We start from the raw sequence: 16,346 nt of genomic DNA, 5'->3' as shown, positions 1-16,346 counted from the left end.
ATGGTGTGGCACAGGCTCTGTGGTCAGGCTGACAAGGTCTGGCACGATAGAGGCATGTTTGACTGCGGAAACCCAGCATGAAGCTTGCAACCTACAAAGATGGATCGCGCGATGGCCAATTGGTCGTGGTGTCGCGCGACCTGCGCACCGCCCATTACGCCACCGGCATTGCCCACCGCCTGCAGCAGGTGCTGGACGACTGGGCCTTCTACGCGCCGCAGCTGCAGGATCTGTATGACGCGCTCAATGCCGACCGCGGGCGCCATCCATTCGATTTCAACCCTGCGCAGTGCATGGCGCCGCTGCCCCGCGCCTACCAGTGGCTCGATGGCTCGGCCTACCTCAACCATGTGGAACTGGTACGCCAGGCGCGTGGCGCGGAGGTGCCCGCCTCGTTCAAGACCGATCCGCTGATCTACCAGGGCGGCAGCGACGATTTTCTCGGCCCCTGCGACGATATCGTGGTGGCCAGCGAAGCCATGGGCATCGATTTCGAGGCAGAGATCGCCGTCATCACCGGTGATGTGGCCATGGGCACCAGCCCCGAGGATGCACTCGATGAGGTGCGCCTGTTGATGCTGGCCAACGATGTGAGCCTGCGCAACCTCATTCCTGCGGAACTCTCCAAGGGCTTTGGCTTTGTGCAGAGCAAGCCCGCTACCGCGTTCAGCCCGGTGGCGGTCACCCCCGACGAACTGGGCGATGCATGGCGCGGCGGCCGGGTTCACCTGACTTTGCAGACCAGCTGGAATGGCCGCAAGGTTGGCATGTGCGAGGCGGGGCCGGACATGAGCTTCCACTTTGGCCAGCTGATGGCCCATGTTGCCAAGACGCGCAATCTGCGGGCGGGCACGGTGGTGGGCAGTGGCACCATCAGCAACCCGGGCGTGGAAAAGCATGGCCGCATGGACTGGCCCAAGGGCTATGGCTGCATTGCCGAAAAGCGCAGCATGGAAATGATCCAGAACGGGAAATCGACCACCGAGTTCATGCAGTTTGGCGACAGCGTACGCATCGACATGAAGGGCAAGGACGGCCACAGCGTGTTTGGCGCCATTGACCAGACCGTGGCTGCACTGCACGAAGCCCGCGAAGATGCCCAGCGCGAGGCCGAAGCAGCGGCGGTGCAGTCCTCCGAAGATACCGGAGAGGCCGCCTGATGCCTGCGCTGCATGCGGCCCATGGACGTTTGCGTGCCAGTTGCACGCAAGGCCCGGAGCATGCAGCGATTGGCTTGAAGTTTGCTATTGAAATTATAGCTTCTGGCGCTTGCCAGATGAGCGCTTGTGGCCAGAGGGGCCCAAATCTTCTTCGGCGCGTGGAAGCGGGTGCACCCATGCCGCCCATGGCTGGCGGCCCGGCACATCCCTTATTCGGGCAGGCTGGTCTTGCGGGCGTGTTGCAGCAGGCGGTCGAGCAGCACATCGAGCTGTGCCTGCTCGTCGGTTGTGAGCCCGGCCAGAATCTCCTGGTTACGGCGCGCCACCACCTCCATCACCTTGACCCACTGCTCCTGGCCCTTGGGCGTCAGCGTCAGCACCACACCCCGGCCATCCACCTCGCTGGCCTGCTTGAGCACCATGCCCTGGTCCACCAGGGCCTGTGTGGAGCGGCTGGCCTGCGCCTTGTTCAGATTGGCACGCATCGCCAGGTCGTTGACCGACAGCGGATGGAACGCACCAATGGCCGCCAGACATCGGCCTTCGCTGATGGGAATGCCGACATCTTCCTCGTACGCCTGTTGCGTGGCGCGGTCGGTGATCTTGGCCAGCGCGTGCAGGCGATGGGTGTAGGTACGATCCAGCGGCGTGTTCACCACAATTCCTTTGGTCAAAAAGTATCCCCAGCTTGCGCACGCGGGGCGGCAGTTACCCGTTCCGGTGGCAATAAAAGCCGGGGAGAAAAACAAGTATCGCGACTATGTCACGCCCGCCCGCTTTTCGGAAGGGTCAATGTTGCGCCCGCATCTAGTGCTTTCCCTAGCCTAGGGAAAACCCATGGCGATGGATTTGCGTCATCTTTGATAATTGTTGCGCGTGCAACAAATTATCCATCCCCAGCGCTGCACGCACCGTCTTATGGACCTGGTGCAGCGTGGCCGCAGTGCGGACCTTTTTTCAGCAGCACCAGCTTTTGCACGAGGTTGTGATGTCTGCTGCTTACGAATTTGTTCCTTATCCTTTCGCCGCGCGCACCTACGGCGCGAGCCTGCCGCCGCTGCACGATGGCCGCGATCCGCAACGCCGCCCGATAGTGGTGGTGGGCGGCGGCCCGGTCGGCTACTGTACGGCGCTGGGCCTGGCCAACCACGGGGTGCCCGTGGTCGTGCTGGAGGCCGATGATTCGGTGTGCTTCGGCAGCCGCGCCATCTGCATTTCGCGCCGCAGCCTGGAGATCGTGGAGCGCCTGGGCGCGCTGCCCGGCTTTCTGGCCGAAGGCCTGCCGTGGACCGGCGGTCGCAGCTACTACCGTGATCAGGAGGTGCTGCATTTCCGGATGCCGCAGGATGCCAACCAGAAGCTGCCGCCCATGGTGAACCTGGCGCAGTACAGCATCGAGCAGTTCCTGCTGGATGCTTGCGAAAAGCGCTCCGATCTGATCGAGATCCGCTGGCAGAGTCGGCTTGCCGGCATCGACAGCCGCGATGACGGCGCACGCCTGCAGGTGAGCACGCCCAGAGGCGACTACGCCATGGACGCCGACTGGGTGGTGGCAGCCGATGGTGGCCGCAGCTTTGTGCGCGATGCGCTGGGCCTCAAGCTCCAGGGCAACAGCTACGAAGGGCGCTACGTCATCGTCGACATCCAGATGGAAAGCAGTCGGCCCACCGAGCGCTTGGCCTATTTCGACCCGGACTGCAACCGCGGCTCCACCGTGCTGGTGCACAAGCAGCCGGGCAACGTCTGGCGCATCGATTACCAGCTGCAGGACGGCGAAGACCCGGAAGCCGCCATCCTGCCCGAGAACGTGCTGCCGCGCGTGCAGAGCCTGCTGGCCATGATGGGCGAAACCGCGCCCTGGAACCCGATCTGGACCGGCATCTACAAGGCCAATGCGCTTACGCTTGACCGCTACCGCCACCAACGCGTGCTGCTGGCGGGTGATGCGGCGCACCTGGTGCCCATCTTCGGCGTGCGCGGCGCCAATTCCGGCATCGACGATGCCGACAACCTCGCCTGGAAGCTGGCCTATGTCATCCAGGGCAGGGCAGGCGAAGGCCTGCTGGACAGCTACAGCGACGAGCGCGTCTACGCCACGCACGAGAACCTGAGCTACGGCACCAAGAGCACCGAGTTCATGGCGCCGCCGTCGTTTGCCTTTGATTTGATGCGCCGCGCCGTGCTGAGCCTGGCGGTGGCCCACCCGCAGCTCGCCAGCCTCATCAACCCGCGCCAGACATCGGCCATCACCTACCTGCGCTCGCCGCTGAACGCGCAGGATGATGGTGCGCTGTTTGGGGCAGGACCCGTCGCGGGGGCGCCGCTGCTCGAATGCCCGGTGCAGCTGGTGGAGCCGTCCACGTCTGCAGATGGGCCGCAAATGCGGGCAGGCCATGTGACCGATGTGGTGCGAAACCGCTTCACCCTGCTGGCGTTTGCACCGCAGCCCGCACTGCTGCAGGCCCTGCAGCTGCAGGCCGATGCGCTGCTTGCCAAGGACATTCCCTCAGCAGTGCTGCCAGTGGTGGGCGCGGTGGATGAAGCGCCCGGCGGCGCAGCTGCGGTGGTTGACGCGAAGGGGCAGCTCGCTGCCATGTATGACGCGCAGCCCGGCGCGGTGTACATGCTGCGACCCGATGGCCATGTGCTGGGCCGCTGGCAAGGCGGCCGGCACGCGCCGGCCGATGTGGCCGCCGCCGTGCGCCACGCCATCGACAAGGCACTGGCCTGATCGCCCGCCCACACAACAGCCAAGGACTGCAGCATGAACACCACCGCCCCCCGTTTGACCGACACCGAACTCGACGCCGCCTACACCCAGTTCTGCCGCCAGATGACGGCGCTGGGTGAGGCCCAAGCCCCTTTATTCATGGCCCGCTTTGCGCTGTTGGCGATGCACCGTATCGGCGACGCCGCTGCGGTGCAGACGCTGATTGCGCAGGCGGCCGAGGACATGGCGCCTGCGCAGGCCGCATAGCGCTTTTTTCACCCAAGGAGACATCACCATGACCGACCCACAGGCCAGCGGCGCTGCCCAGCCGCACGATACCCGTCATTACATGACCGGCTTTGCCAACGAATGGGCCACCGAAGCGATTGCCGGTGCCCTGCCCGTGGGGCGCAACTCGCCGCAGGTGGCGCCTTTGGGTCTGTATGCCGAGCAGCTGTCGGGCACGGCCTTTACCGCGCCGCGCCACAGCAATCGCCGCAGCTGGCTCTACCGCATCCGCCCCGGCGCCATGCATGAGCCGTTTGCCGCCATGCAGTTGCCGCTGTGGAAAAGCCATGTCAATGGCGGTTTCGACGAAGTGCCGACGCCGCCGAACCAGCTGCGCTGGGATCCGCTGCCCATGCCCGCCGAGCCGCGCGACTTCATCGAAGGCATGGTCAGCATGGCGGGCAATGCGGCCTGTGGCATCCACCTGTACGCGGCCAACCGCAGCATGGAAGGGCGCTACTTCTACAACGCCGACGGCGAACTGCTGATCGTGCCCCAGCAGGGGCGCCTCACCTTCGCCACCGAGCTGGGCGTGCTGAATGTCGAGCCGCAGGAAATCTGCGTGGTGCCGCGCGGCGTGCGCTTTGCCGTGCACCTGCCCGACGGCACGGCGCGCGGTTACGTGTGCGAGAACTATGGCGAGCTGCTCAAGCTCCCCGACCTGGGCGTGATCGGCTCCAATGGGCTCGCCAACCCGCGCGACTTCCAGACGCCGGTGGCCGCCTATGAAGACAAGGGGGGCGATTTCGAGCTGGTGGCCAAGCTGCGCGGACACTTCTGGACGGCGCGCATCGGCCACTCGCCCCTCGACGTGGTCGCCTGGCATGGCAACTACGCACCCTACAAGTACGATCTGCGCCGCTTCAACACCATCGGCTCCATCAGCTACGACCATCCCGATCCGTCGATCTTCCTGGTGCTGCAGTCGCCCACGGCGCTGGCCGGTGTCGATTCGCTCGATTTCGTCATCTTCCCACCGCGCGTGCTGGCCATGCAGGACACCTTCCGTCCACCCTGGTTTCACCGCAATTTTGCGAGCGAATTCATGGGCTTGATCGAAGGCGCCTACGATGCCAAGGCCGAAGGCTTTGTGCCCGGTGGCGCGTCGCTGCACAACTGCATGAGCGGCCACGGGCCCGATGCCGACACGTTTGAAAAAGCCAGCCGTGCCGATACCACCAAGGCGCACTACATCACCGATACCATGGCCTTCATGTTCGAGACGCCTGCTGTCATCCAGCCGACCCGGTACGCGCTGGACACCGTGCAACTCCAGCACGAGTACTACCGCTGCTGGCAGGGCCTGAAAAAGCACTTCCAGCCGCAAGGCAAATAATCACAGCACTCGCGCAGACAACGGTGTACAACAGGCTCCTGGCCTGACAAAACGCCTTGTCTGCGTTGGAATTGTGGCAATCATCAATCAAAATTGATAGCTGCCGGCGCTTGATGAAAGAGCGCTGGCAGTTGTTTTTATCTGAAAGAGACAAAGCATGAGCATGCTGAACGAAACCCACGACCCCGCCCTGCAAAGCTGGGTGGCCAGCGCCAATGTGGCAGGCTGTGATTTCCCGATCCAGAACCTGCCGTTTGCCAGCTTCAAGCGCAAAGGCAGCAGCGAAGCCCTGCGCTGCGGCGTGGCGATTGGCGACCAGATACTGGACCTGAAGGCGCTGGCAGCCCTTGGCGCCCTGCAAGGCGAGGCCCAGCGGGCCGCTGAGGCAGGCGCCCAAACGCAGTTGAATACGCTGATGGGTCTGGGCCCGCAGGTCTGGAGCGCACTGCGCCTGGCGCTCTCGCGCGGCCTGCGCACAGGCGCCGCCCAGCAAGGCGTGTGGCAGGCGTGCCTGGTGCCGCAGGCAGAGGCCGAATTCGGCCTGCCCGCGCGCATTGGCGACTACACCGACTTCTACACCTCCATCCACCACGCCACCAACATCGGCAAACAGTTCCGCCCGGACAACCCGCTGCTGCCCAACTACCAGTGGATTCCGATTGGCTACCATGGCCGCTCGTCGAGCATCGTGGTCTCGGGCCAGCCCTTCAAGCGCCCGGTCGGCCAGACCAAGGCCCCCGATGCGGCGCAACCCACCGTCAAGGCCAGCGCACGCATGGACATTGAGCTGGAGCTGGGCGTGTTCATCGGCACCAGCAATGCACTGGGCGATCCGGTGACCATCACTGAAGCCGAAGACCATGTGTTCGGCCTGTGCCTGCTCAACGACTGGTCGGCGCGCGACATCCAGCCCTGGGAATACCAGCCGCTGGGCCCGTTCCTGGCCAAGAACTTTGCTTCGCACATCTCGCCCTGGATCGTGACGATGGAGGCGCTGGCGCCTTACCGCACGGCCTTTGTCCGCCCCGAAGGCGATCCGCAGCCGCTGCCCTACCTTAACAGCGCGCACAACCGCGAGGCGGGGGCGCTCGACATCCACCTGGCCGTCGATCTGCAGACTGGCCAGATGCGCGCGGCGGGCGACAAGCCCGTGCAGATCACCAGCACCAACTACCGCCACGCCTACTGGACCGTGGCGCAGATGGTGGCGCACCATACGGTGGGCGGCTGCAACCTGCAACCCGGCGACCTGCTGGGCACCGGCACCCTCTCCGGCCCCTCGCTGGACCAGGCGGCCGCCCTGATCGAGCTGACCACCGGCGGCAAGAACCCCATCAGCCTGCCCAATGGCGAGACCCGCACCTGGCTGGAAGACGGCGACTCCATCGTGCTGCGCGGCTGGTGCGAAAAGCCGGGCGCCGCACGCATCGGCTTTGGCGAGTGCGAAGGCACCTTGCTGCCCGCACGTACTATCTAAATAATAGCTAATGGCGCCTGAGTAGTGGGCGCTTCAGCCTGTTTTCATCACAATAAGGAGACACCTCATGTCCTTGCGTTTTTCTCTGCGCCACGCCGTAGCTGTGGCTGCCGTTGCGTTGCCTGCCGTCAGCTTTGCCGCCTATCCTGACCACCCGATTGAATGGGTGGTGCCCTATGCCGCCGGTGGCGGCTCGGATGTGGTGGCCCGCGTGGTGGCAGAGCCCATGGCCAAGGCCCTGGGCCAGTCCATCATCATCATCAACAAGCCCGGGGCTGCCACCAACATCGGTGCCGACTACGCCGCGCGCGCCAAGCCCGATGGCTACACCGTGCTGACGGGCGACACCGGCACCCTGGCGGCCAACCCGTACCTGTACAAGAAGCTCAGCTACAGCGCCGAGAAGGATTTCTCCTCGGTCGGCCTGCTGGTGCGCTTTCCGATGATCCTGGTTGTCAACCCCAAGCTGCCAGTCAAGAACCTGCAGGAGTTCGAGGCCTGGGCCAAGGCGCAGAGCGGCGGCGTGAGCTACGCCACGCCCGGCGCGGGTTCGCCTCACCATCTGGCGACCGAAATCTTCCGCGAGCGCGCCCACCTGAACCTGGTGCATGTGCCCTACAAGGGTGCGGCACCGGCCGTGCAGGACGTGATGGGTGGCCAGGTGCCGTTCATGTTTGTCGATTCGGTCACCGGGTACCAGAACATTCAGGCGGGCAAGCTGCGGGCCATTGGCATTGCCACGCCCAAGCGCTCCAAGGTCTTTCCCGACATTCCGACGCTGGACGAGCAGGGCGTCAAGGGCTATGAAGCCTATGCCTGGCAGGGAGTGGTTGTCCCCAAGGCGACACCTGCAGACCGTACTGAACTGTTGAGTAAGCAACTACAAGCCACCTTGAAGGAGCCTGCCGTGACCAAGCGACTGGAAGAGATGGGCTTGGAGGTGACGCCTTCAAACAGCGTCGACATGGACAAATTCCTTGCCGCAGAGCGCGCCAAGCTTGGGCCTGTGATCAAAAGCAACAATATTCAACTCGATTGAGTAAAAAGTGAACAAATGCGATAAAATAGATTCGCCAGTAGGTTAACCATTCCATTGGTTGAAAAAGTTGAGTCACCAAGCGCGATGTCATAGACATCGCGCTTTTTTTGTGCGCAATAAACGTTCGAAGGCGTCCAGACACCAGGGCGATAGGACGGTGTTTCCTTTTGCTGCATGCTGTATCCATCGATTCTTTTGCAAGGAATGGCGATGGAAGCTGCAGTTCTCCCAACTCCCCAGGTGCTGGCGTTCGATGTGTTCGGCACGGTCGTCGATTGGCACGGCTCCATCCTGCGCGAGATGGCGCAGCGTTATCCACAGGTCGATGGCAATGCCTTTGCCTTGGCGTGGCGCGAAGGCTACAGACCTGCAATGGAGCAGGTGCGCAACGGCACCCTGGGCTGGATGCGCATTGACGCACTGCACCGCCGCATTCTGGACAGCATCCTGCCGGAGTTTGGCCTGGGTCATATGCCCGAGGCCGAGCGCGTGGCGCTCAACCGTGTCTGGCACCGTCTCTCGCCCTGGCCGGATGCCGTGGCGGGCCTGCAGCGGCTCAAGAAACGCTTTGTCATCACGCCACTGTCCAACGGCAATATCGCGCTGCTCACCCACATGGCCAAGAATGCCGGTCTTCCCTGGGATTGCGTGCTGTCGGCCGAGGTCTTCAAGGCCTACAAGCCTGATCCTGGCGCCTATCTTGGCGTGGCCGATGTGTTTGAGCTGCCGCCCGAGGCGGTGATGCTGGTGGCCGCCCACCACAGCGATCTGGCCGGTGCGCGCGCCTGCGGCCTGCAGACGGCCTATATCGAGCGCCCGCTGGAGTTTGGGGCGGCGCGCCCCAAGGACGTCTCGCCCAGGCCCGGCAATACCTACCATTGCCGCGACTTTCTCGATCTGGCAGATCGCCTGGGCTGCTGAGAAGGGGTGGGGCCCTGGGCCTCACCGCGCCGCACTGCACCCGAAGATGCAAAAACACCGCCCGCAGGCGCTGTGGTTGTGATGCGGGAGCGGCTTACTTCTTGCCCTGTGCCAGCCATTTGGTGGCCAGTTGCACCCAGTAGGTGGCGCCCAGCGGAATCAGGTCGTCGTTGAAATCGTAGCTGGGGTTGTGCAGGGTGCAGGGGCCGCCGCCGTGGCCGATGGCGCGGTGGTCACCCTCGCCATTGGCGATGAAGCAGTAGGCACCGGGCTTGGCCTGCAGCATGAAGGAGAAATCCTCCGCGCCCATGGTGGGCTCCTGCACATTCACGCGGTCTTCACCGATGATGTCCACCATCACCTGGCGGGCAAATGCGGCTTCGTCCGGGGTGTTGACGGTGGCCGGGTAGTTGCGGTTGAAGTAGAAATCGCACTTGGCGTTGTTCATTGCGCAGCAGCCTTCGGCAATCTGGCGCATGCGCGATTCGATCAGGTCCAGCACCTCCACGGTGAAGGCGCGCACGGTACCCTGCAGCTCCACGCTGTTGGGGATCACGTTGTTGGCTTCGCCGCCATGGATCATGGTGACCGAGATCACGCCGGTGTCCAGCGGCTTCTTGTTGCGGGTGATGATGTTCTGGAACGCGGTGACGATCTGGCAGGCGATGGGAACGGGGTCGTTGCCCATGTGTGGCATGGCGCCGTGGCCACCCTTGCCGGTGATGGTGATCTTGAAGTCATTGCTCGACGCCATGACCGGGCCCGGGCTCACGGCCATCTGGCCGGCGGCCATGCCGGGCCAGTTGTGCATGCCGAACACGGCCTGCATGGGGAATTTCTCGAACAGGCCGTCCTTGATCATCTCGCGCGCGCCACCGCCGCCTTCTTCGGCAGGCTGGAAGATCAGGTACACGGTGCCTTCGAAATCGCGGTGCTTGGCGAAATGCTTGGCAGCAGCCAGCAGCATCGCGGTGTGGCCGTCGTGGCCGCAGGCGTGCATCTTGCCCTGGTGCCGGCTGGCATGGTCAAAGGTGTTGTTCTCCTGCATGGGCAGTGCGTCCATGTCCGCACGCAAGCCCACGGCATAGCCGCTCTTGCCGCCATCCTTGCCGTGCACGATGCCGACCACGCCGGTCGTCCCCATGCCGCGGTCAATGGGAATACCCCACTCGGTGAGCTTGGCGGCTACCAGATCAGCGGTGCGTACTTCTTCAAAGCACAGCTCGGGGTGGGCGTGGATGTCTTTGCGGATCTGGGCAATGCTGGCCGCTTCGGCCACGATGGAGTCAATCAGCTTCATAGCGGGTATGTCCTGGTAGAACAAGCGCTGGCGCGCGTCTGTCGCCAATAGTCACTTGAATTTTGATAGCAAAACTGACGCTGGAGCGCCAAGCCTTCTATGGTGCAGCAAAGCGGATGACTGCTGGTGCCAAATGGCCTGGGAATAACCCTTGAGAGGGGCTCCAGGTGTCACCTTTGGCACTTCTGCTTCCATTTCTGGATCACCCGATTACCCTGGCGGCTTCGCTCGTCGTGCGCAGATGATGGGGCAATGGAATGTCGCCTTTGCAGCAGCGGTGGCACATGCGCGCCGATCCCGCGCTACGATGTGCGGGCAGATCGCCTGCCGATCCATCACGAATACAAGCCCGCCACCATGAACACGCCTCCTGCCTCTTCATCCGTCATCGGCGCCTGTCCGCATGATTGTCCCGACACCTGCTCGCTGATCACCACGGTGGTGGATGGCGTGGCCACCAAGGTCAACGGCAATCCGCAGCACCCGCAGACCGGCGGCGTGCTGTGCGCCAAGGTGAGCAAGTACACCGAGCGCACTTACCACGAGGGCCGTGTGCTGCAGCCGCTCAAGCGCGTGGGGCCCAAGGGGAGTGGCCGGTTCGAGCCGGTGGGCTGGGACGAGGCGCTTTCGGACATTGCGGCCCGACTGCACGCGATTGCCGCGCGCGACCCGCAGGCCATTCTGCCGTACAGCTACGCGGGCACCATGGGCTTTGTGCAGGCCGAAAGCATGGACCGGCGCTTTTTCCACCAGCTGGGAGCCAGCCTGCTGGACCGCACCATCTGCGCGAGTGCGGGCAGCGAAGCGCTGCTGCACACTTATGGCGGCAAGCTGGGCATGCGCGTGCAGTTTTTCGCCGAGAGCCAGCTGATCCTGATCTGGGGCAGCAACAGCATCACCAGCAACCTGCATTTCTGGCGCTATGCGCAGGAGGCCAAGCGCAACGGTGCCAAGCTCATCTGCATCGACCCGCGCAAATCGGAAACCGCCGAGAAATGCCACGAGCACATCCAGATCCTGCCCGGAACCGACGCGGCGCTGGCGCTCGCTCTGATGCATGAGGTGATCGTGCACGACTGGCTGGACCACGACTACATCGCCCAGCACACCCTGGGCTGGGATGCGCTCAAGGCCCGGGCGCTGGAATGGCCGCCCGAGCGTGCCGCTGCGGTGTGCGGCATCACGGTGGAAGAGATTCGCAATCTGGCGCGCGATTACGCCACCACCAAGCCAGCCGCCATCCGCCTGAACTATGGCATGCAGCGCGCGCACGGTGGCGGCAATGCCGTGCGTGCCGTGGCCTGCCTGCCAGCGCTGGTGGGGGCATGGCGCCACCGGGCGGGCGGTCTGCTGCTGTCCACATCGTCCACCTCGCCCGCGCGCCGCGCCGATCTGCAGATGCCGCAATTGCTGGGCGCGCGCCGCCCGCGCACCATCAACATGAGCACGATTGGCGATGCGCTTTTGCACCCAGGCGGAGCCGGTTTTGGCCCCCGGGTGGAGGCGCTCGTCTGCTACAACAGCAACCCGGTGGCCGTCGCACCCGAATCGGCCAAGGTGGCAAAAGGCTTTGCGCGCGAGGATCTGTTCACCGTGGTGCTGGAGCACTTCATGACCGACACCGCAGACCATGCCGACTATGTGCTGCCCGCCACCACGCAGCTGGAGCACTGGGATATCCACACCACCTATGGCCATACCGATGTGCTGCTGAACCGGCCAGCCATTGCGCCGCTGGGGCAGGCGCGCAGCAATGCGCAGATCTTCCGCGATCTGGCTGCGCACATGGCGCAGCACGACGCGGCGTTTGCTGCCGAGCACTTTCGCACCAGCGACGAAGAACTGTGCCGCGCGGCCATGGATGCCAACTGTGTGGATTTCGACACCTTGCTGGCGCAGGGCTTTGCCGTGCAGAACCTGCCCGATGCCCCTTTTGCCAATGGCGGCTATGCCACCGCATCGGGCAAGTGCGAATTCTTCAGCAGTGCGCTGGAAAAGCTGGGTGCCAGCCCGCTCCCTGACTATGTGCCCAACTACGAACCACCGACCGCAGCGCACCCCCTGGCCATGATCTCGCCACCAGCACGCAACTTCATGAATTCGACCTTCGTGAATGTGCAGAAGCTGCGCCAGGCCGAAGGCCGCCCCACGCTGGAGATGCATGCCCAGGATGCCGCCGCGCGCCAGATTGCCGATGGCGATGCGGTGCGTGTGTTCAATGCGCGCGGCACCCATGTGTGCCATGCCAGCATCAACGGCCGGGCGCGGCCGGGTGTGGTGGTGGGCTTGGGCGTCTGGTGGCGCAAGGACGGAGCCAATGGCACCAACGTGAACGAGCTGACGCACCAGCAGCTCACCGACATGGGGCGCGCGCCATCCTTCTATGACTGCGCGGTGCAGGTGGAGCGTCTGTCTGCTGCTTGAGGCAGCCCGCCAAGGAGCCATTGGATTCAAAAATCATAGCTGATTGCGCGCGTTGGCATTGATTTTTGATAAAAAACAGCATTGAGATTCAATACCAACAGGCGCCAAATGCTCTCTTTTTTGGAACTGGCCGAGCAACAGGGATGCATCTCGGGCACCAGGCGTTTCGGAGCCCACTGAAGAGCGCTGGACGCCATTTTCCAAACCACAACCAACAGGGGACAGACATGATCGGAATCCGCGACGCGTTTTCAACCAGCTACGCGAAGGCGCGCGTCAAGTTTCTGGAGGCCGCCGTGCTGGCGGGGCTGCAGGTCGAATCGCACAATCACCCTGAAGACGGCGCCGAAGACGAAGCCCTGGCCATGGATGTGGCACGCGACGGCGCGCTGGATGCCGACAGGCTGCTCATCGTCAGCAGCGCCTGCCATGGCATTGAAGGCTATTGCGGCAGTGGCGTGCAGGTGCATGCATTGCACGACGAGGAATGGCTGCAAAAGGCGCGCAATGCCGGTGTAGCTGTGCTTTATGTGCATGCACTCAATCCGCACGGCTTCTCGTACGGCCGCCGGGTGACGCATGAGAACGTCGACCTGAACCGCAACTTCATCGACTTCAACCAGCCCTTGCCCACCAACCCTGCCTATGACGAGGTGCAGGACCTGATCCTGCCCGCGCAATGGCCGCCGACGCCCGATGTGCAGCAGGCGATTGACCGCTATATTGCCGAGCGCGGCCAGCGTGCCTGGCAAGGTGCTGTCGGCCAGGGCCAGTACCAGCATCCCACAGGCGTCTTCTTTGGTGGCCAGGCCCCCACCTGGAGCAACCGCACCATCCGCCAGGTGCTGCGCAAGCATGGCGGCCAGGTACGCCGGCTGGCCTGGATCGACATCCACACCGGCCTGGGCCCCAATGGCTATGGCGAGCGCATCTTCACCGGGCCGAACGATGCGCAGATGCTGGCGCGGGCACGCCGCTGGTGGGATGGGGGCGGCGCCACGCCCGTCACGTCGCTGGACGATGGCAGTTCCTCCTCGCCGCCTCTCACGGGCCTGCTGTGGAACAGTGCGGTGCAGGAATGCCCGCAGGCCGAGTTCACCGGCATTGCGCTGGAATACGGCACCGTGCCAGTGCTGGAGACCACGGGCGCCATCCGCGCCGACCACTGGGTGCATAACCACCCTGATGCACCGAGCGCGCAACGCGCTGCCATTCACCAGCAGATGCGGGCGGCGTTCTATGACGAGCGCGATGGCTGGATGGGCCAGATCGTGAGCCAGGCACGGCAGGCGATGTTCCAGGCGGTGGACGGCCTGTCTGCCTGATTGCCTGACCAACTGGCGGCCTGATCGGGGGCCTTCAACCGTGGTGGGGGCCACGCAGCACCGCCAGGGTCTGCATGCCCCAGTGGTGCAGGCATTCGCGCACCATGATGAGCACGGCAATCTGCCCCTGGCTCAGCGCCAGGCCGCGCAGCGGCCCTCCCATGACCGTATCTGCGTAACGGTTAAACCAGTCCTCCACCGCGTCAGTGGGGTACAAAAGCAACACTGCTGTTGCCTCGGTGACATCGGAGGGCACGGCCAGTTGCTGGAGCAGTGACGCCATCTCAGGCGCGGTACACAGCAGGCTGGTCTGCGCCGATGGTGCGGGCCACATGCGTACCAGGGGCATCACCGTATCTTCCACAGTGGCAATCGCCGCTTCCACATCGGCATCATCGGGCGGGTTGTGGCGCAGGCAGCGCCCCGCCAGGCTGGTGCTGCCGATGAACAATGCATGGACAAGGGGGGCGGCACTTTGCTGGCGCGCAACGGTGCTTTGATCGCTGCCGATGTCCAGCCAGGCCCAGTCGCGCCCGGGCCATTGCGCCATGCAAAGCGCCAGCAGATCGTTGGATGGGGGTGTGGATGAGGCCATGGCTGCAATGTAGCGCGGCAATGTCAGACAAATGCCATTGACGGGACATGTATGCTCACCAAAATGGGGTGCCATGAACATGCTGCAGTCCCAATTGGAGGCGAAGCTGTCGGGCCTTCCCGTGGCAGTCGCCATTGCTCTTCCTTCAGGCGAATGGATCGCCAACCCCCATGATGCCCAGTTGCGCCTGCACTGCCGCAGTGCCAAATCGCTCGCGGCGCTGGCGTCTGGCGATATCGGGATCGTAGGCTCCTATATCGTCGAAGGCGACGTCGAGATCGACGGCAGCATGCGCGATGCCATGGCGGCAGCAGTGGCACTGATGCCGACGGACCCGGTCGCGGCACGCTCCACATGGTGGAGCCGCCTGCTGGCGCGCTCGCGCTCGGCCGCCTTGCACACGCTGACGAAGGATTCGGAGCAGATCCAGTTCCATTACGACGTCTCCGACGAGTTCTATGCGCTGTGGCTGGATCCGCGCCGTGTCTACTCGTGTGCGTATTACGCGCAGCCTGATTTCAACGTGGCGCAGGCCCAGGAGGCCAAGCTCGATCTGATCTGCCGCAAGCTGCGCCTGCAGGCGGGCGAGCGCTTTCTGGATGTGGGCGCGGGCTGGGGCGGCCTGCTGCTGTGGGCGGCAGAGCACTACGGCATTCAGGGCACGGGCATCACCCTTTCCAAGAACCAGCATGCCTATGTCCAGCAGTTGATTGCCCAGAAGGGTCTGCAGGACCGTGTGCAGATGCTGCTGATGGATTACCGCCAGCTCAAGACTGTCGAACCCTTTGACAAGATTGCCTCGGTGGGCATGTTCGAGCATGTGGGCCGGGCCCATATGCATGAATACTTTGCCACCCTCAAGAGCCTGATCAAACCCGGCGGCCTGCTGATGAACCACGGCATCACCGCCGGTGGCACCGACAATGAACAGCTGGGCGCGGGCATGGGCGAATTCATCGAGAAATACATCTTCCCTGGTGGCGAGCTGCTGCATGTGAGTGTGGTGCAGCATGAAATGGCCAATGCCGGCTGGGAGATGGTGGACACCGACAACCTCCGCCCGCACTATGCCAAGACGCTGTGGGCCTGGTCCGATGCGTTGGAGGTGCAGCTGGAGACTGCGCTGCGAGTGCTCTCGCAAAAGAGCAATCCCGAACAGGCGGCCAAGACGTTGCGCGCCTACCGCCTCTATCTGGCGGGTTGTGCCACCGGTTTCGAGCGCTGCTGGACGGCCTTGCACCAGATGCTGGCCACCGTGCCGGACGGCTCCATGACCACTGGTAGCATCCGTGGTGCACAATCGCATTACCCATTCACCCGGGACTACATGTACCGTTAACAACGTGTTTACGATCTCCTCGCGGCGTGTGGACGCGGACCCTGGCGGTCTGCACACACCCTCGCGAAAGATCGTGAACACGTTCGAAGGAGAAGAATTTGGTCTATAAATTTGTATCGCGTGCCACGGCCGACATGATCATGCTCGAAGCGGATGCGCAAAAAATCCTGAAGATCATCGGCAAGGACGCATCGCCCGCAGGCATCATCACCGCGGCGCAGATTCCCGCTGCCATTGGGGCCTTGCAGGCGGCTGTTGCCGCCGAAGACGAGCGCAGCAAGCAGCCCGCCGAGCCGGTGGACAAGAATGCGGAAGACGAGGACGGCGACAATGTGAAGGCCACCGTGGGCCTCAAGCAGCGCGCCGTGCCCTTCATCGTCATGCTGCAGCGCAGCGAGGCCGAAGGCGCCGATGTGGTCTGGGGTCACTAGG

General features: G+C 63.7%; 14 protein-coding genes. 11 read left to right on the top strand and 3 right to left on the bottom strand.

The features are described 5' to 3' along the window. The first annotated feature begins 77 nt into the window (after positions 1 to 77). Positions 78 to 1,160 carry a fumarylacetoacetate hydrolase family protein gene (locus LAD35_RS19000; RefSeq protein ID WP_224150495.1) on the top strand — a complete coding sequence of 361 codons (1,083 nt, stop codon included), beginning with the start codon at positions 78 to 80 and terminating at the stop codon, positions 1,158 to 1,160. Between the two features lie 209 nt (positions 1,161 to 1,369). Here the strand turns inward: LAD35_RS19000 and LAD35_RS18995 are convergent, their stop codons facing one another. Continuing rightward, the gene (locus LAD35_RS18995; protein ID WP_224150494.1) at positions 1,370 to 1,834 is read right to left on the bottom strand and encodes a MarR family winged helix-turn-helix transcriptional regulator; all 465 of its coding nucleotides are present in this window, start codon (positions 1,832 to 1,834) and stop codon (positions 1,370 to 1,372) included. Positions 1,835 to 2,148: 314 nt separating this feature from the next. Between LAD35_RS18995 and LAD35_RS18990 the strand changes: the two genes are divergently transcribed. The 6 genes from LAD35_RS18990 (at position 2,149) to LAD35_RS18965 (ending at position 8,931) form a co-directional block, all read left to right on the top strand. Further along, a complete protein-coding gene (locus LAD35_RS18990; protein ID WP_224150493.1) occupies positions 2,149 to 3,891 on the top strand; it encodes an FAD-dependent monooxygenase in 1,743 nt (580 codons plus the stop codon). A gap of 33 nt (positions 3,892 to 3,924) precedes the next feature. Continuing rightward, positions 3,925 to 4,137 (top strand): DUF2783 domain-containing protein, encoded by a 213-nt coding sequence (locus tag LAD35_RS18985; protein ID WP_224150492.1) that lies wholly within the window; start codon positions 3,925 to 3,927, stop codon positions 4,135 to 4,137. 28 nt (positions 4,138 to 4,165) lie between these two features. Then, positions 4,166 to 5,494 (top strand): homogentisate 1,2-dioxygenase, encoded by a 1,329-nt coding sequence (hmgA, locus tag LAD35_RS18980; RefSeq protein ID WP_224150491.1) that lies wholly within the window; start codon positions 4,166 to 4,168, stop codon positions 5,492 to 5,494. A 157-nt stretch (positions 5,495 to 5,651) separates the two neighbouring features. Continuing rightward, a complete protein-coding gene (fahA, locus tag LAD35_RS18975; protein ID WP_224150490.1) occupies positions 5,652 to 6,971 on the top strand; it encodes a fumarylacetoacetase in 1,320 nt (439 codons plus the stop codon). A 67-nt stretch (positions 6,972 to 7,038) separates the two neighbouring features. Further along, complete coding sequence (locus LAD35_RS18970) at positions 7,039 to 8,010, top strand: Bug family tripartite tricarboxylate transporter substrate binding protein (RefSeq protein ID WP_224150489.1); 972 nt, start codon at positions 7,039 to 7,041, stop codon at positions 8,008 to 8,010. 210 nt (positions 8,011 to 8,220) lie between these two features. Then, entirely contained in the window at positions 8,221 to 8,931 is a 711-nt protein-coding gene (locus LAD35_RS18965; RefSeq protein WP_396022763.1) for a haloacid dehalogenase type II, read from the top strand. Positions 8,932 to 9,025: 94 nt separating this feature from the next. Here LAD35_RS18965 and LAD35_RS18960 read toward each other — a convergent pair whose 3' ends face one another. Then, complete coding sequence (locus tag LAD35_RS18960; protein WP_224150488.1) at positions 9,026 to 10,231, bottom strand: M20 aminoacylase family protein; 1,206 nt, start codon at positions 10,229 to 10,231, stop codon at positions 9,026 to 9,028. A 357-nt stretch (positions 10,232 to 10,588) separates the two neighbouring features. Here LAD35_RS18960 and LAD35_RS18955 point away from each other — a divergent pair, with 357 nt between their 5' ends. Next, positions 10,589 to 12,655, top strand: coding sequence for a molybdopterin-containing oxidoreductase family protein (locus LAD35_RS18955; RefSeq protein ID WP_224152814.1), 2,067 nt, complete (start codon positions 10,589 to 10,591; stop codon positions 12,653 to 12,655). Between the two features lie 227 nt (positions 12,656 to 12,882). Continuing rightward, a complete protein-coding gene (locus tag LAD35_RS18950) occupies positions 12,883 to 13,980 on the top strand; it encodes a M14 family metallopeptidase (protein ID WP_224150487.1) in 1,098 nt (365 codons plus the stop codon). Between the two features lie 34 nt (positions 13,981 to 14,014). Here the strand turns inward: LAD35_RS18950 and LAD35_RS18945 are convergent, their stop codons facing one another. Next, on the bottom strand, positions 14,015 to 14,575 hold the full coding sequence (locus LAD35_RS18945; RefSeq protein WP_224150486.1) for a hypothetical protein: 561 nt from the start codon (positions 14,573 to 14,575) through the stop codon (positions 14,015 to 14,017). A 73-nt stretch (positions 14,576 to 14,648) separates the two neighbouring features. On the opposite strand from LAD35_RS18945, the gene LAD35_RS18940 reads away from it, so the two are divergent. Further along, positions 14,649 to 15,914, top strand: coding sequence for a class I SAM-dependent methyltransferase (locus tag LAD35_RS18940; protein ID WP_224150485.1), 1,266 nt, complete (start codon positions 14,649 to 14,651; stop codon positions 15,912 to 15,914). A gap of 98 nt (positions 15,915 to 16,012) precedes the next feature. Continuing rightward, entirely contained in the window at positions 16,013 to 16,345 is a 333-nt protein-coding gene (locus LAD35_RS18935; RefSeq protein WP_224150484.1) for a DUF1840 domain-containing protein, read from the top strand. Position 16,346: the final 1 nt, after the last annotated feature.

This window comes from Comamonas odontotermitis, assembly GCF_020080045.1.
Taxonomy (GTDB): Bacteria; Pseudomonadota; Gammaproteobacteria; order Burkholderiales; family Burkholderiaceae_C; genus Comamonas; species Comamonas odontotermitis.
This window is presented reverse-complemented; position numbering and strand designations above follow the sequence as displayed.

What these genes read in the sequence shown, in the direction of transcription:
- LAD35_RS19000 (WP_224150495.1), top strand. Translation starts at nt 78, where the DNA reads ATGAAGCTTGCAACCTACAAAGATGGATCGCGCGATGGCCAATTGGTC.
- LAD35_RS18990 (WP_224150493.1), top strand. Translation starts at nt 2,149, where the DNA reads ATGTCTGCTGCTTACGAATTTGTTCCTTATCCTTTCGCCGCGCGCACC.
- LAD35_RS18985 (WP_224150492.1), top strand. Translation starts at nt 3,925, where the DNA reads ATGAACACCACCGCCCCCCGTTTGACCGACACCGAACTCGACGCCGCC.
- hmgA (WP_224150491.1), top strand. Translation starts at nt 4,166, where the DNA reads ATGACCGACCCACAGGCCAGCGGCGCTGCCCAGCCGCACGATACCCGT.
- fahA (WP_224150490.1), top strand. Translation starts at nt 5,652, where the DNA reads ATGAGCATGCTGAACGAAACCCACGACCCCGCCCTGCAAAGCTGGGTG.
- LAD35_RS18970 (WP_224150489.1), top strand. Translation starts at nt 7,039, where the DNA reads ATGTCCTTGCGTTTTTCTCTGCGCCACGCCGTAGCTGTGGCTGCCGTT.
- LAD35_RS18965 (WP_396022763.1), top strand. Translation starts at nt 8,221, where the DNA reads ATGGAAGCTGCAGTTCTCCCAACTCCCCAGGTGCTGGCGTTCGATGTG.
- LAD35_RS18960 (WP_224150488.1), bottom strand. Translation starts at nt 10,231, where the DNA reads ATGAAGCTGATTGACTCCATCGTGGCCGAAGCGGCCAGCATTGCCCAG.
- LAD35_RS18955 (WP_224152814.1), top strand. Translation starts at nt 10,589, where the DNA reads ATGAACACGCCTCCTGCCTCTTCATCCGTCATCGGCGCCTGTCCGCAT.
- LAD35_RS18950 (WP_224150487.1), top strand. Translation starts at nt 12,883, where the DNA reads ATGATCGGAATCCGCGACGCGTTTTCAACCAGCTACGCGAAGGCGCGC.
- LAD35_RS18945 (WP_224150486.1), bottom strand. Translation starts at nt 14,575, where the DNA reads ATGGCCTCATCCACACCCCCATCCAACGATCTGCTGGCGCTTTGCATG.
- LAD35_RS18940 (WP_224150485.1), top strand. Translation starts at nt 14,649, where the DNA reads ATGAACATGCTGCAGTCCCAATTGGAGGCGAAGCTGTCGGGCCTTCCC.